This is a genomic window from Alcaligenes sp. WGS1538, assembly GCF_043187505.1.
Lineage (GTDB): Bacteria > Pseudomonadota > Gammaproteobacteria > Burkholderiales > Burkholderiaceae_B > Alcaligenes.
In genome coordinates, this window is record NZ_CP171109.1 from 2,610,067 (window position 1) to 2,630,315 (window position 20,249).

The window sequence follows — 20,249 nt, forward strand, 5'->3', positions numbered from 1 at the left end:
TGGAGACAGTCCCCAGCCAGATGTTCCGATATCTCGGTCCGATTCAAGTCCGGAGCGCACACACAGAATCAATCATATCGTGAGCAGGAATCTCCTTTCCAAAAAAGGAAAAAGCCCGCTGCATGCGGGCTTTTTCATTCATGCCGGGAAATCAGGCCGATTTCTTCTGGTGCTCCAGAGCGGCCTTGATATAGCTGGTGAACAGCGGGTGGCCATCGCGGGGCGTGGAGGTGAACTCGGGGTGGAACTGTACGCCCATGAACCAGGGGTGGTTGGGCAGCTCCATGATTTCGGGCAGGTTTTCCGTCGGCGTGCGGGCGCTAATGACCATGCCCACTTCTTCCAGGCGCGGCACGTACAGCGTGTTGACCTCGAAGCGGTGGCGGTGGCGCTCGTTGACGTCCGCGCCGTAGATGGCGGCGGCGCGGGTGCCGGGCTTGACGGGGCAGCGCTGCGCGCCCTTGCGCATGGTGCCTCCCAGGTCGGAAGAGCCGTCGCGGCGTTCAATCTTGCCTTCGCGGTCCGCCCACTCGGTGATCAGGGCCACCACGGGATGCACGGCGGAGGGATCGAACTCGGTGGAGTTCGCCCCCACCAGATTGCCCACGTGGCGGGCGTACTCGACCACGGCCAGCTGCATGCCCAGGCAGATGCCCAGGAAGGGCACGCCGTTTTCACGGGCGTACTGGATGGCGCGGATCTTGCCTTCGGTGCCGCGCTTGCCGAAGCCTCCGGGAACCAGGATGGCGTCCAAGCCCTTCAGGCACTCGGTGCCTTCGTTCTCGATGACCTCGGAATCCAGGTACTCGATGTTGATGCGCGTACGGGTATGGATGCCGGCATGCACCAGGGCTTCGCTGAGCGACTTGTAGGATTCGGTCAGGTCGACGTACTTGCCCACCATGCCGATGCGCACTTCGTGCTCGGGATTCTCCAGCGCTTCCACCAGGCGGTCCCACATGGACAGGTCGGCGGGAGGCGGCGAGAGGGCCAGCGCATCGCACACCAGGCTGTCCAGGCCCTGCTGATGCAGCATGGCCGGAATCTTGTAGATGGAATCGGCGTCCCAGACGGAGATGACGGCGTCCATGGGCACGTTCGAGAACAGCGAGATCTTGGCGCGCTCGTCGTCGGGGATGACGCGGTCGGCGCGGCACAGCAGGGCGTGCGGGTGTATGCCGATCTCGCGCAGCTTCTGGACCGAATGCTGCGTAGGCTTGGTCTTGAGCTCGCCGGCCGAGGCGATGAACGGCACCAGCGTCAGGTGCACGAAGGCGGTGTTGTTGCGGCCCAGGCGCAGGCTCATCTGGCGTGCGGCTTCCAGGAACGGCAGGGATTCGATGTCGCCCACGGTGCCGCCGATTTCCACGATGGCCACGTCGGCCGCGCCGTCATAGGCGGCCTTGGCGCCGCGCATGACGAAGTCCTGGATCTCGTTGGTGATGTGCGGGATCACCTGCACGGTCTTGCCCAGATAATCGCCGCGGCGCTCCTTGCGCAGCACGGATTCGTAGATCTGGCCGGTGGTGAAGTTGTTGACCTTGTGCATGCGGGCGGAGATGAACCGCTCGTAGTGGCCCAGGTCCAGGTCGGTTTCCGCGCCGTCCTCGGTAACGAACACTTCACCATGCTGGAAGGGGCTCATGGTGCCCGGATCCACGTTGATGTAGGGGTCGAGCTTGAGCATGGTCACGCGCAAGCCTCGGGACTCCAGAATGGCAGCCAGGGATGCGGCCGCAATACCTTTGCCCAGGGAGGACACGACGCCTCCCGTCACGAATACGTATTTGGTGGTCATTATAAAAACGCGCCTGACGGCAAGTCAGGCGATAGCGGGAAATTTGGATTATAACGGGAAGCGCCCGTCCTTGGGGACTTCGCAAGAAGGCCGCGCGAGCGGCGCATGCCTCTTGCGCACGGCGTCTTGACAGCGGCGCCGGTCCGGCTCAGATGGCCTGGGTCCTTTGTTCAAGCCAATTGCGCGCCGCTCCCTGCACCCGGGGCAGCAGGCGCTCGCGCACCTGCGCATGGTATTCGTTGAGCCAGAGGCGTTCGGCCTGGGTCAACAATGATGCATCAATACAACGCGTGTCGATCGGGCACAGGGTCAGGGTCTCGAAGCGCAGGAACTGTCCGTATTCGGTACGCATGGCGGGCACGGCCGCCACCAGGTTCTCGATGCGTATCCCCCACCGGCCCGGCCGGTACAGGCCCGGTTCGTTGGAGGTGATCATGCCCGCCTTCATGCCCGAGTGCGGGCCGATGCGCCCCCTCCAGGAAATGGACTGCGGTCCTTCGTGCACATTCATGAAGTAACCCACGCCATGCCCTGTGCCATGTCCGAAGTCCAGGCCCTGCTCCCAGAGCGGCTGGCGGGCCAGCACATCGATCTGCTGGCCCGCGACACCTTCCGGAAACACCAGCCGGGACAGTGAGATCATGCCCTTGAGCACCAGGGTGAAATCGCGGATCTGCTCGGACGAGACCCGCCCCACCGGCACCACGCGGGTGATGTCCGTCGTGCCTCCCAGGTACTGCCCGCCGGAGTCGATCAGCAGCAGGCCATCGCCCTCGATGCGCGCATGAGATTGTTCGGTGGCATGGTAATGCGGCATGGCCCCGTTGGCCTGATAGGCGGCGATCGTGCCGAAGCTGGGGCTGACGAACCCTTCCTGGCGCGCACGCGCCGCGGTGATCTGCTCGTCCACGTCCAGCTCGGTGAGGCCGCTCTGCTGCTCGAACCAGGCGAAGAACTCGCACAGCGCGGCGCCGTCCTTTTCCATCGTCTCGCGCACGTGCTGCAGTTCCGCGTCTGTCTTGCAGGACTTGAACAGATGGGCGGGATTGATGTGCTCGACCACCGTCAGATGCGCGGCCAGCTGCGCCGCCCAGGCCGTGGTGCGCGCCGGATCCAGCAGCACGGTCAGGGATGCCGGCAGAGCCCGCATGAACTCCGGCAGGAAGGCATAGTCCTGGAGCTCGACGCCGGCCTCGCCCAGGGCTGCGCGCACGCCCGGCGAGAGTTTCCCGGCATCCACGAACAGATGCGCCTGATCGGGCCCGATCAGCAGATAGGACAGGAACACCGGGTTGTAAGGCACGTCTTCGCCGCGCAGGTTCAGCGTCCAGGCAATATCGTCCAGCGCGCTAATCAGGTGCCAGTGGGCGCCCTGCTCCTGCATGGACTGGCGCGTGCGCGCCAGGTTTTCCTGGCGGCTGCGGCAGGCATGCGGCGGCAGGTGCTCGACGACCTTGCCGCAAGGCGCGGCCGGACGGTCGGCCCAGATGGGGCCGAGCAGGTCGGCGTTCAGCACCCATTCGAAATTCTGCTCGCGCGCCGCGTCCTGCCAGGCGGCCAGGCCCTGCATGGAGATGGACTGGCTGTCCAGCGCCACGCGCGACTGCGCCGGGAGGTGGCCGGCCAGCCAGGCCGCCGGTTCGGGCACATCGGGTTCGCCGGCCCGCATCAGCACGATGCCGCTGCCCTCCAGCTCCCTGGCGGCCTGCTCCCAGTAGCGGCTGTCGGTCCACAGGCCCGCCCAGTCCCGCGTCACGACCAGCAGGCCCGCCGAGCCGCTGAAGCCGCTGAGCCACGTCCTGCTCTGCCAGCGGTCCGGCAGGTATTCGGACAGATGCGGATCGGAGGTAGGCCAGATGCTGGCCTGCAGGGCCTGGAATGTCATTTGTTCGCGCAGCGCCTGCAGGCGCGCGGCGATAGAGGTATGGTCCATGCCGACTTCCTTTGTAAAACGTCTTTCACGCACCGGGCATTCAAAAAAAAAGCTTCGGCCCGGGCCGAAGCTTTTTTCGCGTCGTGGAAGGAGGAATCAGGCCACGGCGCTGACGTCCAGTTCGACGCCCGTCTTGGCCTGAATGTCCTGGACGCTGACTTCAGGTGCCAACTCCAGCAACTTTAAACCATTTTCCGTGACTTCGATGACGCCCAGATCGGTGATGATGAGATCCACCACGCCCACGCCCGTCAGGGGCAAGGTGCATTGCGGCAGGATCTTCAGATCCTCGGTGCCGTCCTTCTTGCGGGCCACGTGCTCCATCAGCACCACGACGCGCCCGACGCCGGCCACCAGGTCCATGGCGCCCCCCATGCCCTTGACCATCTTGCCGGGAATCATCCAGTTGGCCAGGTCGCCCTTCTCGGACACCTGCATGGCGCCCAGGATGGCAATGTTGATCTTGCCGCCGCGTATCATGGCGAACGAATCGGCCGAGGAGAAGATCGACGAGCCCGGCAGGGTCGTGATGGTCTGCTTGCCGGCGTTGATCAGGTCGGCGTCGATCTGCTCTTCGGTGGGAAAGGGGCCGATGCCCAGCAGGCCGTTCTCGGACTGCAGCCAGACTTCGATGCCCTCGGGCACGTGGTTGGCCACCAGGGTGGGCAAGCCTATGCCCAGGTTCACGTAGAAGCCGTCCTGCAGCTCCCGGGCGGCGCGCGCCGCCATTTGGTCTCTGTTCCAAGCCATTTTTATCTGCCTCGCTAATCAGGAAGGACGAACGGTGCGCTGTTCAATGCGCTTCTCGGGATTGGCATTGAGCACGATGCGGTGCACGTAGATGCCGGGCAGATGGACCTGGTCCGGGTCCAGCGTTCCGGTCTCGACGATCTCCTCGACCTCGACGATGGTGATCTTGCCGGCCATGGCCACGTTGGGATTGAAGTTGCGCGCCGTCTTGCGGAACACCAGGTTGCCGCTGCGGTCGGCAATGTGCGCCTTGACCAGCGAGACGTCCGGCACCAGGGAGTGTTCCAGCACATACTGCTGGCCGTTGAACTCGCGGATCTCCTTGCCGTCGGCCACGATGGTGCCCACGCCGGTGGCCGTGAAGAAGGCGGGAATGCCCGCGCCGCCGGCGCGCAGCTTTTCCGCCAGCGTGCCCTGGGGGGTGAACTCCAGCTCCAGCTCGCCGGCCAGGTATTGGCGCTCGAACTCCTTGTTCTCGCCCACATAGGACGAGATCATCTTGCGCACCTGGCGGGTGGTCAGCAACTGGCCCAGGCCGAAGCCGTCCACGCCGGCATTGTTACTGATGCAGGTCAGGTTCTTGACCGCGCTGTCCCGCAAGGCGGCGATCAGCGCCTCGGGGATCCCGCACAGGCCGAACCCGCCCACTGCAATCGTCTGCCCGTCGGCGACGACTCCCTGCAACGCCTCCCGGGCGCTTGGATAGACCTTGTTCAATTCACTCTCCAATGACTCAAAAAGTATCCTGCACAGCAACTCTTAGAATAATGCAAAGATGTCCTGGAACATACCATCGGGCCTTTTACGACTTGATGAAAGTCAGGCTTTACATTTACGGCAAGCCGCCTAGGCGCCGAAGGCCTGGCGGATCCGGACGACCTCCTCTTCGCTCCAGGGCTGCGAGCGCCCTTCCGGATTGATGGACACCAGCACGTTGCGCCCGCGGGCATAGACCACCTCGGGCTGGTCCGCATCGCGCACGCTCACTTCCACCTCGAGGCTGCTGCGCCCCATGCGCACCAGGTGGTGCACCACCCTGACCGTGGCCGGATACAGGACGGGGCGCACGAAATCCAGGCTGGCGTGCGCCAGCACGCCCGTGCGCGTCGAAGGCGGCAGCATGCCCAGCTTCAGCATCAGCTGCACGCGCGCCTCCTCGGTATAGCGGAAGTACACGGTATTGTTGACGTGGTTCATGGCGTCCAGATCGCCCCAGCGCACCGGGATGTCAAAGACGAAACCAGGCTCGGAGCGTACGGTTTCCGGCATCTCTTGTTCTCCTTGCTGAATCATGCCGGGGCGCCGGACCCGATCCGGCGCCCCACGGCAGGAGTCTAAACTTAAAACAAGCCAGGCAGACTGCAATACAATCGACCGTACGCACTGTGCACGAATTTCACCGCCGAACAATCAAGAACAGAACGGTTACCCCTACAGGAGATCGACAGCAATGTCAGAACGCGAATCGATGGAATACGACGTAGTGATCGTGGGAGCGGGGCCTGCAGGGCTGGCCACGGCCATCCGCCTCAAGCAGCTGGCTCAGCAGACTGAACAGGAGCTGAGCGTCTGTGTCCTCGAGAAAGGGGCCGAACTGGGCGCCCACATCCTGTCCGGCGCCGTCATGGACACGCGCGCCCTGGACGAGCTGATCCCCGACTGGAAAGCCAAGGGCGCACCCATCTCCGTGGCAGTCACCGAAGACAAGTTCCTGTTCCTGACCGAAAAAGGCGCCCGCTCCACGCCGGAATGGCTGCTGCCCGACTGCTTCAAGAACCACGGCAATTACATCGTGCGCCTGGGCAATGTGGTGCAGTGGCTGGGCGAACAGGCCGAAGCCCTGGGCGTGGAGATCTTCCCCGGCTTTGCCGCCGCCCACGTGCTCTACGACGATTCGGGCGCCGTGCGCGGCGTGGTCACCGGCGACATGGGGGTGGCGCGCGACGGCACCCATACGTCCCACTACCAGCCCGGCATGGAACTGCTGGCGCGCTACACCATTTTCGCGGAAGGCTCGCGCGGCCACCTGGGCCGCGAGCTGATCGCGCGCTACAAGCTGGACGAAGGCCGCAATGCGCAAAGCTATGGCATCGGCATCAAGGAGCTGTGGGAAGTGGACCCTTCCCAGGCCCGCCCCGGCCTGGTGATGCACACTGCCGGCTGGCCCCTGGACTCCGACACCTACGGCGGCTCCTTCCTCTACCACCTGGACAACAACCTGGTCATGGTCGGCCTGGTGGTCGGTCTGGACTACGCCAACCCCTGGCTGTCGCCCTTCGACGAATTCCAGCGCTACAAGACCCACCCCGCCATCCGCCCCACCTTCGAAGGCGGCAAGCGCATCGCCTACGGCGCCCGCTCGCTCACGGCCGGCGGCCTGCTAGCCCTGCCCAAGCTCAGCTTTCCGGGCGGCGTCCTGGTGGGCTGCGAAGCCGGCTTTCTGAATGCTTCGCGCATCAAGGGCAGCCATGCCGCCATCAAGTCGGGCGCATTGGCCGCCGAGGCCGCGTTCGAGGCCCTGCAGGCCCGCCGCCAGCACGACGAACTGACCCAGTACGCCCAGCGCTTCGAACAATCCTGGCTGCACGAAGAACTGAACAAGGCGCGCAATTTCAAGCAATGGTTCAAGAAAGGCCGCTCCATCGCATCGGTCATGACCTTTGTGGAACAGGGCCTGCTCAAGGGCAAGATGCCCTGGACGCTGCGCAACCACAAACCCGATCACGCCTGTCTGCAGCCGGCCGCCGAATGCGCCCGCATCGATTACCCCAAGCCGGACGGCAAGATCACCTTCGACCGCCTCAGCTCGGTGTTCATCTCCAACACCAACCACGAGGAGGACGAGCCCGTCCACCTGACCCTGAAGGATCCCAAGGTGCCGGTGGCGGTCAATCTGGCGCGCTACGGCGGGCCGGAAGCGCGCTTCTGCCCTGCCGGGGTCTATGAATTCGTCAAGACCGAAACCGGTGACGACAGGCTGCAGATCAACGCGCAGAACTGCGTGCACTGCAAGACCTGCGATATCAAGGATCCCACCCAGAACATCGTCTGGGTGCCGCCTCAAGGCGGCGAAGGCCCCGTCTACAACGGCATGTAGAAAACAGGCCGTCTGCGCAGCTTGCCGGCCCGCGGGCGGCCGGTCCGTCACGCCGATCGGCGCGCCGGCCAGTTCACGATCAGCAGCCCCAGCAGGATCAAGGCCGTGCCCGCCAGTTCCAGGCGCGTGGGCAGCTCGCCCAGCATCAGCCAGGCCAGCAGCACGGTCAGGGCCGGCACGCCCAGGCTGGACATGCCGGCCACGGCCGCGCTCACGCGGCTCATCACCGCCATCCACAGCAGCCAGCCCACGCCGGTGGCGATGACGCCCAGGAACAGCACGCCCGCCACCATGGGCCATTCCATGGACGGCTCGCGCTGGGGCACCAGCCAGGCCAGCGGCGCCACGATCAGCATGCCTAGGAAGCACTGCCACACCGTGGCATTGAGCAGTTCCACCCTATGGCGCTGGAAAAGCATCTTGGAAAATACGGCGCCCAGGCCCCAGCTGACGCCGCTGAGCAGGGCAAGCAGCGAACCGAGCACTCCCCCCATGCCTTGCCACGGGGCTATGATCAACAACAGGCCGCTCAGCGCAGCGGCCATGCCCAGCATATGCCGTCGTTGAGGTCTTTCCTTGAGCAAAGGCCAGGAAAACACCACGATCCAGAACGGCATGGTGTAGGCCAGGGCCACCATCTTGCCGGCGCCGCCCGCCTGCAGCGAAAACTGGCTGAGAAGCTGGAAGCCCACCGTCTGGAACACGGCCACGCCCAGGCTCAGCTTCCAGGGCGTGGCGTGCAGGCGCAGCCCTTTCAGCCGCATGAAGCCCCACAGGAATACGAAGGCCAGTGCATAGCGCACCGCGATCAGATCCACCGGCCCGATATGCGTGGTCATGGCCTTCATGACCACCCAGCTCATTCCCCAGGCCAGCACCACCAGACCCATCAGGACCAATGCCACCTTGTCCTGCGTCTGCCCCTTGGTCAAGCTCATCCCCTTTTTTTACAGCGTAGACGCTTCATTGAAACAGGCTCTATGCTACGCCAAAGGGACAGGCAAGAAAACGGCGGCGGTTGAAGGAACACCCGGCTGGCCGGACTTGCCCGACGCCATGGCCGCCCCATAAAAAAACCCTGGTTCGAATGAAGAACCAGGGCCAAACAGGAACTACCAAAAAAAGAAGACGCGGCGTTTTCAGTGGGCTTCGGAGAGCTGGTCCAGGATGGCGGGGTTCTCCAGCGTGGACACGTCCTGCGTGATGGGCTCGTTGTTGGCCACGAAGCGCAGCAGGCGCCGCATGATCTTGCCCGAGCGGGTCTTGGGCAGGTTCTCGCCGAAGCGGATTTCACGCGGCTTGGCGATAGGCCCGATCTCCTTGCCCACCCAGGCGCGCAGTTCGGCGGCGATCTTGTCCGCCTGCTCGCCCGAGGGCAGGTCGCCGTTCAGCACCACGAAGGCCACGATGGCCTCGCCCGTGGTCGAGTCCGGCTTGCCGACCACGGCGGCCTCGGCCACCAGCTCGTGCGCCACCAGGGCCGATTCCACTTCCATGGTGCCCAGGCGGTGGCCCGAGACGTTCAGCACGTCGTCGATGCGGCCCATGACCCAGAAGTAGCCGTCGGCGTCGCGCTGCGCCCCGTCGCCGGCCAGGTAATAGCCTTTGAGCTCGGGAGGGAAATAGCTTTTGACGAAGCGGTCGGGGTCGCCCCAGATGGTGCGGATCATGTTGGGCCAAGGCTTGCGGATTACCAGGAAGCCGCCGTTGCCGCACTCGGCCTCTTCGCCCACCTCGTCCACGATGGCCACGTCCATGCCGGGGAACGGCATGCCGCAGGAGCCCGGCTTCAGGGGCGTGGCGCCCGGCAGCGGCGTGATGACATGGCCGCCGGTCTCGGTCTGCCACCAGGTGTCCACGATGGGGCAGCGCTCGCGACCCACGTTTTTGTAGTACCACATCCAGGCTTCGGGGTTGATGGGTTCGCCCACCGAGCCGATGATGCGCAGGGAGTCCAGATTGTATTGCCTGGGATGCACGGTTTCGTTGGCCTCCGCCGCCTTGGTCAGGGAACGGATGGCGGTGGGTGCCGTGTAGAAAATGGTGACGCCATGGCGCTGGATCATGTCCCAGAAGCGGCCGGCGTCCGGATACGTGGGCACGCCTTCGAACACGACCTGCGTCAGGCCGGCGGCCAGCGGGCCGTAGGTGATGAAGGTGTGGCCGGTGACCCAGCCTATGTCCGCGGTACACCAGAACACGTCGCTGTCCTGGGCGTCGAAGGTCCACTGCACGCTCAGCAGCGCGCCCAGCAGGTAGCCGGCGGAGGAGTGCTGCACGCCCTTGGGCTTGCCGGTGGAACCGGAGGTATACAGAACGAACAAGGGATGTTCGGCATTGACGGGCACGGGCGCGCATTCCGCGGCCTGCCCCTTGACGACGTCGTCCCACCACAGGTCGCGGCCCTCGTGCCAGACCACGGTGCCGCCGGTGCGCTTGTACACGATGACATGTCGCACGGCTTCGCAGCCGCCGCCCTCCAGGGCTTCGTCCACGGCGTTCTTCAGGGGAATGGCGCGGCCGCCCCGGCGCTGCTCGTCGGCCGTGATGACCAGCGTGGCGCCCACGTCCACGGCGCGCTCATGCAGGCTCTTGGCGGAAAAGCCGCCGAACACCACGGAATGCGTGATGCCCAGGCGCGCGCAGGCCTGCATGGCCACGATGGCCTGGACCGACATGGGCATGTAGATCAGGGCCCGCTCGCCGGTCTTGTAGCCCAGCGCCTTCAGGCCGTTGGCGAACTGGCAGACCTGCTCGTACAGTTCGCGGAACGTGACTTTGGTGACCGCGCCGTCGTCGGCCTCGAAGATCAGGGCCGTCTTGTGCTCGACGGGAGTGCGCAGGTGCTTGTCCAGGCAGTTGGCCGACACGTTCAGTTCGCCGTCGTGAAACCACTTGTAGAACGGCGGCTTGCTGTCGTCGAGCACCTGCGTGAAGGGCTTGGTCCAGACCAGGCGGTCGCGGGCCAGGCCCGCCCAGTAGCCCGGATAGTCCTGCTCGGCCTGCATGCACAGGTCCTGGTAGGCTTGCATGCCGGCGATGCGCGCATGGCGCTCCAGGTCCGGGAAGACCGGGAACACACGGCTTTCCGACAGCACGGATTCAATAGAGGTAGAACCGCTCATTTTTTGGCTCCTTTCTTCCAGATTTGGTGTTGTGGACGACCGGCTTCAAAGCCTGCCGTCTTGATTTTTTGTAAACGTAACGCGCCAGACTTACTCAAGCCTGACAGCCTGCGGCATCCCTGCCCCGTCGCGCGCCTGCACGCCGCGCTCGAAGTCCATCCGTGACAATATCAGCAGACCTGCCAGGAAGAACAGCCCCGTGCAGGCCAGCGCCAGCCTGTGGTTGCCTCCGCTCAGCCAGGTCACCAGGCCATAGGAGATGGGGCCGCACACCGCCGCCAACTGGACGGCAAACGTCCACAAGGCGAAGAATTCGGCCAGGCGGCTCCTGGGCGCCAGCAGGCCCACCATCGCCCGCCCCGCGCTCTGGCTGCTGCCTATGCACAATCCGGCCACGGCGGCGGCGGCCCAGAAGCTGGCCAGGGAACGCGAGCTGACGGCGATGCCCACCATCACCAGCCAGCCGCACAGCGTCAGCGCCAACGCGCGACGATGGCCGATCCGGTCCTGCACGTGCCCGAAGGCCAGCGCCCCGACCGCGGCGGCGATGTTCACCGTGAAGATCAGCTGCATGATCTGGGCCATGGTGAAGCCCATGGCTTCGGTGGCGTACACCGACGAAAGGGTGATGACGACGGCGATGCCGGCCTGGTAGGCGGCGCCGCACAACAGCAAGGTGCGAAAGTCCGGAAAGTGGCGGTTGACGTCCCGCCAGGAGACGGCCAGGCGGCTCAGCATGCCTGGCTCTTCGACGCCCGACGGCGCACTGCGCTCGCGCAACAGCAGAAAGGACGGCAAGGCCGACAGCGCGAAAAGCACCGCCGTGATGACCACGATTCCCGGCACGTAGCGCTCGGCCGGCCAGCCCCGCGCCGACGCCCAGGTCAGGAAGGCCAGGGACAGCCCCAGGGCCAGCATGCCGCCGAAGTAGCCAAATCCCCAGCCCCAGCCCGACCCCCGCCCCAGCGCCTGCGGCCGGGCGATTTCGGGCAGGAAAGCGCCCACCACCGATTCGCCGATGCAATAGCAGTAATTGGACAAGGCAATGAACACCAATACCCAGAGGATGTCGCCCTTTCCGGCCCAGAACAGCAGCAAGGTGAACGACACGCAGCCCACGGTGCTGCTGAACAGCAGCCGGCGCTTGCCGCGGCGCGCATCCGCGCGCGCGCCCAGAGCCGGCATCGTGAACATGATGCTCAAATAAGAAAGCGACAGCGCCAGCGTCCAGGCCAGCGTCGCCCAGCTGCGTCCGTCCGCCACCACGCCAACGAAGTATGCACTGTACACGCTGGTCAATATGACCGTGGTGTAGCCGGAGTTTGCAAAATCATACATGGCCCAGGCCCAGAGCTCACGCAGCCTGACATTATCATTAAGGGCTTTCCCTAGGCGTTCACCCAGCCGTCGCACCATGCAATCCACCTCTAAAGCTCATTAAAAAACATTAAAACCAGCGCATTTTTCGCAAACCAGACGCCAACAGCATGACAGCCCCGTGTCGCCTCGCCATTCGGCCTATATACATACTGTGAAACAGTATGAATCAATGGCGAATTTGGGCTTTGCAAAGCTTTACGGTGTGATTTTCATCCGGTACACTGCCAAACTATTCGAAGTACAGCAACGTCCGGCAAGGTATGCGCTTTTAGCCATACTTACAGCCCTGATACCCATCAATTGCTGCCAAATTCAGCAAAAATAGGCATCAAGGTTGTGCTGCTACCCACCAAGTCCCTAAAAAAGCCTCGGTCATGCCGCCACATTACCTCACTCCGCCTGCGCTTCTGCAATCCGGTTATCGTAGCGTCAAATACCTGTTGATTGCAGCCGCGCTGACTCTGACCGGCTGCGCCACCACCGGCACGCAGCAAAGCAGCAAACAGGATCAGTTCGCCCAGCTCGACGACGATTATTTCGCCAACTACGATCTCCAGACCGAATCCGATCCCCTGGGCGCCTACCTGGCCAACCGCGCCCGCAACGACATCAATATCGCCTACAGCAGCGAACGACGCCAGAACCGCGGCGAGACGCGCGACTCCAGCCACACAGGCAAGTCCCACTCCCCCGGCATGGCCTCCACCGCCCTCTCTTTTCTGGGTGTCAAATACCGCTTCGGCGGCGACGCCCCCAGCACGGGTTTCGACTGCAGCGGCCTGGTTTCCTACGCTGCGGAAAAGTCCCTGGGCCTGAAGCTGCCCCGCCAGTCCAAGGATATCGCCAAGGAAGGCGTATCGGTCAACCGCAACGAACTGCGCAAGGGCGACCTGGTCTTCTTCAACACCCGCGGCTCGCGCTTTTCCCACGTGGGCATCTATCTGGGTGAAGACAAATTCGTTCACGCTCCGCGCACCGGCGCCGTGGTACGCGTGGAAAGCATGCAGACCGCCTACTGGAAAAAACGCTACAACGGCGCCCGCCGCCTGGCGGCCGCGCAGCCCGACACCGGCACGCGCCTGCGCAGCGCCCGATAACCCGTCCTGGCTTGCAGCCTTGTCGAACAGCGCCCTTCGGGGCGCTGTCTTGTTTTACCGTCCGCCCTTCCACGCCAGAGTCGCCATCATGATAAAGGCCGTTGCACGACATGCAACGGCCCTGTCTTTTTCAGCGCCTGAAGATTCCCTGCCCGCCATGCCGCGTCGCCAGGCGTGCGGCCAGCTTAGGGCTAATGGGTCTTGGATTTGTTCAGCGGGCAGGATTCGCAATAACCGCACTGCGCCAGGGCCTGCTTCATGCTGCAGACCGAACGGCGGCAGGCGACGACCTGCACGCCCGACTTCTGAGCGGCGGAACGAAATGTCTTCATGACATTGTGTCCCAGGAAATCCGTCAGCAGGATCAGCAATTCGGTGCCCGAGGGCAGCTGCAAGGTCTTCTTCTGATGGGCGGGATCGCGCCCGCTGATATGGTGCTTGATGGCGATGTTATGGATCTTGAGCAGATCGGGGATGTTGCCTAGGCGGTCTGCGCCGACCACGACTGCACTGACGAATTGCGACATGGGAACTCCATCGGGGTGTGAAAGTTAGTTAATGATAATCATTCCTATTATCACAGTCAATTGCACTGATAGTCTGTTTCAATTTCGGATGCAGACTGCTCAGGCCGCCTTCACGAGCGGCGACATCGAGGGAGGACGTTGGGAAAACAGTAAGAAGAAAAGGCGCCCGGCAGGCAGGCGGCGCGGGAGGCGCGAACGGCCTCCCGGCGGGAAATCAGGATAGGGTCAGGGCGCCAGGGACTGGCTTTCGTCAAGCGCATTCTGAACCACATCGCGAGTCAGGGCCGGCGCCAACATCTCCAGCAGCACGAAGATGTAGTCGCGCAGAAAGGAGCCCGCCTTGACGGCCACCCGGGTATGGTGAGTGCCGAACAGATGCCCGGCGGACAGACCCACCAGTCCTTTGTCGCGGCGCGGGTCGAAGGCCACGCCGGCAATGATGCCTATGCCCAGGCCCACGTCCACGTAGGTCTTGATCACGTCGGCGTCGATGGCCTCCAGCACGATGTCCGGCGTGATGCCTTCGGCCGCGAAAGCCTCGTCGATGGAGCGCCGCCCTGAAAAGGCGTGATCGTACGTCACGATGGGATACTGCGAGAGGGTCTCGATGGACAACTGCTTGTTGGACGGCAGGTCGGCCAAGGGATGATCGGGACGCACCACGACGGTGTGCTCCCAGGAATATACGGGCAGGGCCACCAGCCCGGGCGTCAACGCCAGGCTTTCCGTGGCGATGGCGACATCCGCCTGTTCGTGCAGCACCATCTGGGCCAGCGCGGGCGGATTGCCTTCGGCCAGGGACATGTGCACCTTGGGAAAGCGCCGACGGAACTCGGGGATGACCTTGGGCAGGAGATAGCGTGCCTGGGCGTGGGTGCACGCGATGACCAGCGCGCCTTCGTCGCGGCGGGCGAAGTCGTCGCTGACGCGCTTGAGATTGTCCACTTCACGCATGATGCGGTCGATGACCTCGGCCACGGCTTCGCCTGGACGGGTCAGGCCCTTGATGCGCTTGCCGTGGCGCTCGAAGATCTTGATGCCAAGCTCGTCTTCGAACTCGATGATGGCCTTGGAAACGCCTGGCTGGGACGTATAGAGCGAACGGGCCGCTTCAGTCAAGTTGAAGTTGCGCCGTATGGTTTCACGCACAAATCGGAATTGCTGTAGATTCATATAATAGCCCCATGTACGAGGCTATTATATGTAATAAGACAGGCTCTACTTATTATATTAAGTTATAAGCTTACGCCCACAATTTACTTCATGGTTATCGTGGTATTGACCGTATTGGCATGCGCCTGCCAGCGCGCCGTCACTGTCTTGGTCTGCGTCCAGAAGTGCACCGCCTGCTTGCCGTTGGGCCCCAGGTCGCCCAGCTTGGAGGCGCGCGAGCCTGTGAAGCTGAACCAGGCGACCGGCACGGGAATGGGAATATTGATGCCGACCTGCCCCACGTCGATCATGTTCTGGAAGTAGCGGGCATGGCCGCCGTCCTGAGTGAAGATGGACACGCCGTTGCCATTGGGGTTGCGGTTGATGAACTGCACCGCCTCTTCCAGCGTCTCCACCCGCACCACGCACAGTACCGGGCCGAAGATCTCTTCCTGATAGATGCGCATCTGCGGCTGCACGTCCCGAAAGATGGTCGGCCCCACGAAATTGCCTTTCTCGTAGCCGGCCACCCGCACGCCCCGGCCGTCCAGCAACAGGGCGGCGCCCTCCTGCACGCCCGCCTCGATGAGCGACTCCACGCGCTGGCGCGCACGCGGCGATACCAGCGGGCCCAGGTCCGCCTGGCGATCCGTGCCCACGTTGACCTTCAAGGCGGCCGCCCGCCGCGCCAGCTCATCGATCCATTCGCCCGCGGCGCCCACCATGACGGCTACGGAGATCGCCATGCAACGCTGGCCGGCCGCCCCGAACGCCGCCCCCAGCAACTGGTTCAAGGCAACGTCTCGGTCGGCATCCGGCATGACGATGCAATGATTCTTGGCGCCCATCATGGCCTGGCAGCGCTTGCCCGCCTCGGTCGCGCGGCGATGGATTTCGGTGCCCACGGCCGTGGAGCCGATGAAAGACACCGCCTTGACGTCCGGATGCGTCACCAGGGCGTTGGCGATGTCCGCGCCCCCATGGACCACGTTCAGCACGCCGGGCGGCAAGCCCGCTTCCAGCGCCAGCTCCGCCAGCATCAGGCTGGAGGTCGGATCCTGCTCGGACGGCTTGAGCACGAAGGTATTGCCGCAGGCCACCGCCAGCGGAAACATGAAGCAAGGCAGCATCACCGGGAAGTTGAACGCCGTCACGCCCGCGCACACGCCCAGCGGCTGCATCAGGGTATAGACGTCGATGCCGCTGGCCGCATTCTCGGCATATTCGCCCAGTTGCAGCGACACGATGGAGCAGGCGTGCTCGATCACTTCCAGCCCTCGCCCGACCTCCCCTTCCGCATCAGGCAGGGTCTTGCCGTGCTCGCGCGAGATGGCCTGCGCCAGTTCGGCGCTGCGCTCGCGCACCAGGCGCTGCAGATTCAACATGACGCGCATGCGCGCGCCCTGACTGGAATGCCGCCAGCTCTCGAACGCCTTGGCGGCGCTGGCCACGGCCATCTCCAGTTCGGCTTGCGTCGCAAAGGGCACGCGCGCCACCACCTCCTGGGTGGCGGGATCGAGCACATCCTCCCAATGCGCGCTGCTCGATTGCACGCGTTGGCCATCGATCAGCAAAGGTACGCGAACGGCTTCGGTCATCTCCTGTCTCCTGTGAAGAACTCAGGCCCTTGCCGCCGGAGCGGCGCAGCCTTTCTATAGGGTTCTCATCGAGTGTAGAAGGCCCGGACGCCGTTTACCATGATGAAAAACGCACAGGAGCTGGGCATTCATGCACAAGGCCGCTTTCCCGAGGGCACAGGGCCATGGACTGGGATAATCTGCGCTATTTCCTGGAAGTCGCCCGCTGCCAGCGCATCAGCCTGGCCGCACAGCGACTGGGCGTGCAGCACAGCACCGTGGCGCGCCGCGTCCAGGCCCTGGAGCAGGAGCTGGGCGTGCGGCTGTTCCACAAGTCCACCGTCAGCGGTTACAGCCTGACCGGCGAAGGCCTGAACCTGCAGCAGCGCCTGGAGCCCGTGGAGAGCCGGCTTCTGGCCGCGCGCGACGCCGTCGCGGGCAAGGCCAGGCCTTTGTCCGGCACCCTGCGCCTGGGCTGCACGGAAGCATTCGGAAGCTATGTGCTGACACCCCTGCTCAGCCAGTTCCAGGCCCGCTATCCGGACCTGACGCTGGAGCTGCTGCCCGTGCCCCGCCCCATCAGCCTGTCGCGCCGGGACGCCGACCTGGCCATCGCGCTGGAACGCCCCCAGCGCGGCCCCTACTGGTGCACCCGCCTGGCCGACTACAGCCTGCGCCTGTACGCCCATGTCGACTACCTGAACACCCGCCCGCCCATCGCGGACATACAGGACCTGCCCCGCCACCGCTTCATCGCCTATGTGGATGACCTGCTCTTCAGCGACAGTCTGCGTTACCTGGACGAGATCGTGCATTCGGCGCCGGTCCGCTTTCGCAGCACCAGCGTGATCGCACAATACCAGGCGGCCCTCCAGGGGCAGGGGCTGGCCGTGCTGCCCTGCTTTCTGGCGCAGACCGATCCGCGGCTGCGCTGCGTGCTGCCCGGGCAGGTGGAGCTGCGGCGCCGCTTCTGGATGTTCTGCCATGAAGAACAACGCCACAACCCCAGCCTGACCAGCCTGTGGCATTTCCTGAAACAGGCCGTACAGGAACGCCAGGCCCTGCTGGACGGGGCCTGAACGGCCGTCCCCGGACCTGACGCGCGTCCGGAACAAAAAAAAAAGGGGCCCGAGGCCCCTTGCTGTTCTTCAGGCCGTTGCGGCCGGCGGCTTGGGCGCCTTGACGCGCAGCTTGCGCCACATCATGAAGACCATCACGCCCAGGAACAGCGCATGTACCAGCCACAGTCCCAGCTCGAAGCTGAGCTGGCCGTGCCCGATCCAGCCGCGCGACAGGTTGATCAGATTCATGTAGAGCAGGCCCACCAGTCCCGCCATCAGGATGTTGCCCGAGCGGCCCATGCGAGGATTGACCGCCCCCAGGGGAATGGCCAGCAGGGCCAGGTTCAGGGCCGCCAGCGGCAGCGCGAAGCGCCACATGATCTGCGACAGGGCTTCATCGTTGCCGTCGCCGAACAGCAGGCTGGTCTGACGCGCCTTGATCTGCTGCTCGGCGCGCGCCCGTATGGTTTCGGCGGTATTGCCGCTGTCGCGGCTCTCCAGGCGTATGCCGTACTTCTCGAAATCCACCATGCGCAATTCGGGCTGGCCGGGCTTCAGGTCGTAGCGATGCCCTCGGGTCAGCACCAGGAAGCGATCGCCATTGGGCTCGTCCTGCAGGCGCGCGCTCTCGGCCGTCACCACGCTGAGCCATTCCGGATCGATGACGCGGGCGATGACGTTGCCCAGCTCGTCGCCCTCCTGCTGGGGGGAATCCGCATAGAACACCCGCGCGCCGTCGTCCGACTCGATGAACTGGCCGGCCGTGACCTTGCTCAGGTCCGAACGCTGCTCGAAACGCTGGCGGTACTCCGCGATCTGCCGATACGCCCAGGGGGAGGCCTCCAGCGTGAGCAAGGCGATCAGGACGGCCACCGGCACGGCGCAGCGCAGGACCGGGACGACCCAGTCCTTGAGCGACAGGCCGCTGGCGAACCACACCACCATCTCCGATTCGCGAAAGCTGCGGGTGACGGTGGTGAGCACCGCGATGAACAGCGAAACCGCCAGAATGATGGGCAGCGCCGTGATGCTGGAAAACGCGGCCAGGCCCAGCACCACGTCCGGCCCTATGGTGCCGTTGGCCGCCTCGCCCAGCAAGCGCACCAGCAGCACGCTCAGCCAGACGATCAGCAAGGTGGACAGGACCACGCCGCCATGGCTTAGGATTTCGGAGACCGCAGAACGTTTGAATAGAGACATGTGAGAATTTGCGGGATAATCGAAGTCGAATCAGTACTGAGACCCGGAGGTAGTTCAATGGAATTTAGCACACAGACATCCACTTCCTTACACCAGATAAAGACCGCCGCGCTGGGCGTGGGCGTCTTTGCCGAAGGCGTCCTGAGCCCCGCCGCGGAATTGATAGACCGCGCCAGCAACGGCGCCGTGAGCGCCGCCGTCAAGGCCGAGTTCAAAGGCAAGCCCAAGACCCGCCTGGTGCTGCGCAACCTGCCCGGGGTCAAGGCCGAACGGGTCATTTTAATCGGCTTGGGCGCCCAGGACGAGTATAAAGCCGCCACGCACTCCGACGCCCAGGCGAGCCTGGCCGACTATTGCGCCCAGGCCGAACTGTCCGAAGCCGTTTCCGCCCTGGCCAGCGTGGACTGCAAGGGGACGACGCTGCGCAGCCGCGCGCAGGACGCCGCCCTGGCCGTGACCCGCGCCCTGTACCGCTACACCGCCACGCTCAGCAAGCCCGAGCCCGCCCCCAAGCTCAAGAAATTTCAGCTCTGGACCGCCCGCACGCAGGCCGGCGAAGCCAAGGCCGGCCTGGAGCAAGGCCACGCGGTGGGCAACGGCGTCAATCTGGCCCGACTGCTGGCCGATCTGCCCGGCAATATCTGCACGCCCACCTACCTGGCCCAGACCGCCAAGCAACTGGCCAAGGAATTCAAGTCGCTGAAGGTCGAGGTGCTGGAGCGCAAGCAGATCGAAGCCCTGAAAATGGGCTCCTTCCTGTCGGTGGCGCGCGGCTCGGACGAACCGCCCGCCTTCATCGTGCTGCGCCACACTCCCAACGCCAAGCCGGCGGGCGAGGACGGCCCCATCGTCCTGGTCGGCAAAGGCCTGACCTTCGACTCCGGCGGCATCTCCATCAAGCCGGCCCTCAACATGGACGAGATGAAGTACGACATGGGCGGGGCCGCCAGCGTGCTGGGCACCCTGCGCGCCGTGGCCGAACTGAACCTGGACCGTGAAGTCATCGGCGTGGTGGCCAGTTGCGAGAACATGCCCAGCGGCCGCGCCAACAAGCCCGGCGACGTGGTCACCAGCATGTCCGGCCAGACCATCGAGATCCTGAATACCGACGCCGAAGGCCGCCTGGTGCTGTGCGACGCCCTGACCTACGTGGAGCGTTTCAAGCCCGCCGCCGTCATCGACATGGCCACCCTGACCGGCGCGTGCGTGATCGCCCTGGGCCACGTCAACAGCGGCCTGTACTCGCCCGACGACGAACTGGCCGACCAGCTCCTGCAGGCCGGCCGGCAGGCGGGCGACACCGCCTGGCGCATGCCGCTGGAGGACGCCTACCAGGAACAGTTGCGCTCGAACTTCGCCGACATGGCCAATATCGGCGGCCCGCCCGCCGGCTCGGTCACGGCCGCCTGCTTCCTGGCGCGCTTCACCAAGGCGTACCGCTGGGCCCACCTGGACATCGCCGGCACCGCCTGGCGCAGCGGCAAGGAAAAAGGCGCCACCGGCCGTCCCGTCCCGCTGCTGGTCCAGTACCTGCTGAATCAGGGCCGCTAGG

16 protein-coding genes are annotated in these 20,249 nt (G+C 64.4%); 4 read left to right on the forward strand and 12 right to left on the reverse strand.

Going from position 1 to position 20,249, the window contains the following annotated elements:
• Positions 1 to 151: 151 nt before the first annotated feature.
• From ACF3ND_RS12175 to ACF3ND_RS12195, 5 genes are all read right to left on the reverse strand, one after another.
• The gene (locus tag ACF3ND_RS12175) at positions 152 to 1,798 is read right to left on the reverse strand and encodes a CTP synthase (protein WP_394060788.1); all 1,647 of its coding nucleotides are present in this window, start codon (positions 1,796 to 1,798) and stop codon (positions 152 to 154) included.
• Positions 1,799 to 1,946: 148 nt separating this feature from the next.
• Complete coding sequence (locus ACF3ND_RS12180) at positions 1,947 to 3,731, reverse strand: aminopeptidase P family protein (protein ID WP_394060790.1); 1,785 nt, start codon at positions 3,729 to 3,731, stop codon at positions 1,947 to 1,949.
• Between the two features lie 96 nt (positions 3,732 to 3,827).
• Complete coding sequence (locus tag ACF3ND_RS12185) at positions 3,828 to 4,481, reverse strand: CoA transferase subunit B (RefSeq protein WP_394060792.1); 654 nt, start codon at positions 4,479 to 4,481, stop codon at positions 3,828 to 3,830.
• 18 nt (positions 4,482 to 4,499) lie between these two features.
• A complete protein-coding gene (locus tag ACF3ND_RS12190; protein ID WP_394060794.1) occupies positions 4,500 to 5,198 on the reverse strand; it encodes a CoA transferase subunit A in 699 nt (232 codons plus the stop codon).
• 129 nt (positions 5,199 to 5,327) lie between these two features.
• A complete protein-coding gene (locus ACF3ND_RS12195; protein ID WP_394060796.1) occupies positions 5,328 to 5,750 on the reverse strand; it encodes an acyl-CoA thioesterase in 423 nt (140 codons plus the stop codon).
• Between the two features lie 181 nt (positions 5,751 to 5,931).
• Between ACF3ND_RS12195 and ACF3ND_RS12200 the strand changes: the two genes are divergently transcribed.
• Positions 5,932 to 7,578, forward strand: coding sequence for an electron transfer flavoprotein-ubiquinone oxidoreductase (locus ACF3ND_RS12200; RefSeq protein WP_394060798.1), 1,647 nt, complete (start codon positions 5,932 to 5,934; stop codon positions 7,576 to 7,578).
• A gap of 47 nt (positions 7,579 to 7,625) precedes the next feature.
• Here the strand turns inward: ACF3ND_RS12200 and ACF3ND_RS12205 are convergent, their stop codons facing one another.
• The 3 genes from ACF3ND_RS12205 to ACF3ND_RS12215 form a co-directional block, all read right to left on the reverse strand.
• On the reverse strand, positions 7,626 to 8,516 hold the full coding sequence (locus tag ACF3ND_RS12205; protein WP_394060800.1) for a DMT family transporter: 891 nt from the start codon (positions 8,514 to 8,516) through the stop codon (positions 7,626 to 7,628).
• Between the two features lie 201 nt (positions 8,517 to 8,717).
• Positions 8,718 to 10,703 (reverse strand): acetate--CoA ligase, encoded by a 1,986-nt coding sequence (gene acs / locus ACF3ND_RS12210; protein ID WP_394060802.1) that lies wholly within the window; start codon positions 10,701 to 10,703, stop codon positions 8,718 to 8,720.
• Positions 10,704 to 10,793: 90 nt separating this feature from the next.
• Positions 10,794 to 12,119, reverse strand: coding sequence for an MFS transporter (locus ACF3ND_RS12215; protein WP_394060804.1), 1,326 nt, complete (start codon positions 12,117 to 12,119; stop codon positions 10,794 to 10,796).
• Positions 12,120 to 12,490: 371 nt separating this feature from the next.
• Here ACF3ND_RS12215 and ACF3ND_RS12220 point away from each other — a divergent pair, with 371 nt between their 5' ends.
• On the forward strand, positions 12,491 to 13,180 hold the full coding sequence (locus ACF3ND_RS12220) for a C40 family peptidase (RefSeq protein WP_394065834.1): 690 nt from the start codon (positions 12,491 to 12,493) through the stop codon (positions 13,178 to 13,180).
• Between the two features lie 191 nt (positions 13,181 to 13,371).
• Here the strand turns inward: ACF3ND_RS12220 and ACF3ND_RS12225 are convergent, their stop codons facing one another.
• The 3 genes from ACF3ND_RS12225 to ACF3ND_RS12235 all read right to left on the reverse strand — a co-directional run bounded on the left by ACF3ND_RS12225 (position 13,372) and on the right by ACF3ND_RS12235 (position 16,457).
• The gene (locus ACF3ND_RS12225) at positions 13,372 to 13,707 is read right to left on the reverse strand and encodes a DUF2325 domain-containing protein (RefSeq protein WP_394060806.1); all 336 of its coding nucleotides are present in this window, start codon (positions 13,705 to 13,707) and stop codon (positions 13,372 to 13,374) included.
• A gap of 225 nt (positions 13,708 to 13,932) precedes the next feature.
• Positions 13,933 to 14,880 carry a CysB family HTH-type transcriptional regulator gene (locus tag ACF3ND_RS12230; RefSeq protein WP_394060808.1) on the reverse strand — a complete coding sequence of 316 codons (948 nt, stop codon included), beginning with the start codon at positions 14,878 to 14,880 and terminating at the stop codon, positions 13,933 to 13,935.
• Between the two features lie 83 nt (positions 14,881 to 14,963).
• Complete coding sequence (locus ACF3ND_RS12235; protein WP_394060809.1) at positions 14,964 to 16,457, reverse strand: CoA-acylating methylmalonate-semialdehyde dehydrogenase; 1,494 nt, start codon at positions 16,455 to 16,457, stop codon at positions 14,964 to 14,966.
• A 164-nt stretch (positions 16,458 to 16,621) separates the two neighbouring features.
• Here ACF3ND_RS12235 and ACF3ND_RS12240 point away from each other — a divergent pair, with 164 nt between their 5' ends.
• The gene (locus ACF3ND_RS12240; protein ID WP_394060811.1) at positions 16,622 to 17,515 is read left to right on the forward strand and encodes a LysR family transcriptional regulator; all 894 of its coding nucleotides are present in this window, start codon (positions 16,622 to 16,624) and stop codon (positions 17,513 to 17,515) included.
• Positions 17,516 to 17,584: 69 nt separating this feature from the next.
• Here the strand turns inward: ACF3ND_RS12240 and lptF are convergent, their stop codons facing one another.
• Positions 17,585 to 18,697, reverse strand: a complete 1,113-nt coding sequence (gene lptF, locus ACF3ND_RS12245) for an LPS export ABC transporter permease LptF (RefSeq protein WP_394060813.1) — start codon at positions 18,695 to 18,697, stop codon at positions 17,585 to 17,587.
• A 57-nt stretch (positions 18,698 to 18,754) separates the two neighbouring features.
• Here lptF and ACF3ND_RS12250 point away from each other — a divergent pair, with 57 nt between their 5' ends.
• Entirely contained in the window at positions 18,755 to 20,248 is a 1,494-nt protein-coding gene (locus ACF3ND_RS12250) for a leucyl aminopeptidase (protein WP_394060815.1), read from the forward strand.
• The last annotated feature ends 1 nt before the right edge of the window (position 20,249 follow it).

Coding starts and splice junctions, on each gene's coding strand:
- ACF3ND_RS12175 (WP_394060788.1), bottom strand. CDS start 1,798: ATGACCACCAAATACGTATTCGTGACGGGAGGCGTCGTGTCCTCCCTG.
- ACF3ND_RS12180 (WP_394060790.1), bottom strand. CDS start 3,731: ATGGACCATACCTCTATCGCCGCGCGCCTGCAGGCGCTGCGCGAACAA.
- ACF3ND_RS12185 (WP_394060792.1), bottom strand. CDS start 4,481: ATGGCTTGGAACAGAGACCAAATGGCGGCGCGCGCCGCCCGGGAGCTG.
- ACF3ND_RS12195 (WP_394060796.1), bottom strand. CDS start 5,750: ATGCCGGAAACCGTACGCTCCGAGCCTGGTTTCGTCTTTGACATCCCG.
- ACF3ND_RS12200 (WP_394060798.1), top strand. CDS start 5,932: ATGTCAGAACGCGAATCGATGGAATACGACGTAGTGATCGTGGGAGCG.
- ACF3ND_RS12205 (WP_394060800.1), bottom strand. CDS start 8,516: ATGAGCTTGACCAAGGGGCAGACGCAGGACAAGGTGGCATTGGTCCTG.
- acs (WP_394060802.1), bottom strand. CDS start 10,703: ATGAGCGGTTCTACCTCTATTGAATCCGTGCTGTCGGAAAGCCGTGTG.
- ACF3ND_RS12215 (WP_394060804.1), bottom strand. CDS start 12,119: ATGGTGCGACGGCTGGGTGAACGCCTAGGGAAAGCCCTTAATGATAAT.
- ACF3ND_RS12225 (WP_394060806.1), bottom strand. CDS start 13,707: ATGTCGCAATTCGTCAGTGCAGTCGTGGTCGGCGCAGACCGCCTAGGC.
- ACF3ND_RS12230 (WP_394060808.1), bottom strand. CDS start 14,880: ATGAATCTACAGCAATTCCGATTTGTGCGTGAAACCATACGGCGCAAC.
- ACF3ND_RS12235 (WP_394060809.1), bottom strand. CDS start 16,457: ATGACCGAAGCCGTTCGCGTACCTTTGCTGATCGATGGCCAACGCGTG.
- ACF3ND_RS12240 (WP_394060811.1), top strand. CDS start 16,622: ATGGACTGGGATAATCTGCGCTATTTCCTGGAAGTCGCCCGCTGCCAG.
- lptF (WP_394060813.1), bottom strand. CDS start 18,697: ATGTCTCTATTCAAACGTTCTGCGGTCTCCGAAATCCTAAGCCATGGC.
- ACF3ND_RS12250 (WP_394060815.1), top strand. CDS start 18,755: ATGGAATTTAGCACACAGACATCCACTTCCTTACACCAGATAAAGACC.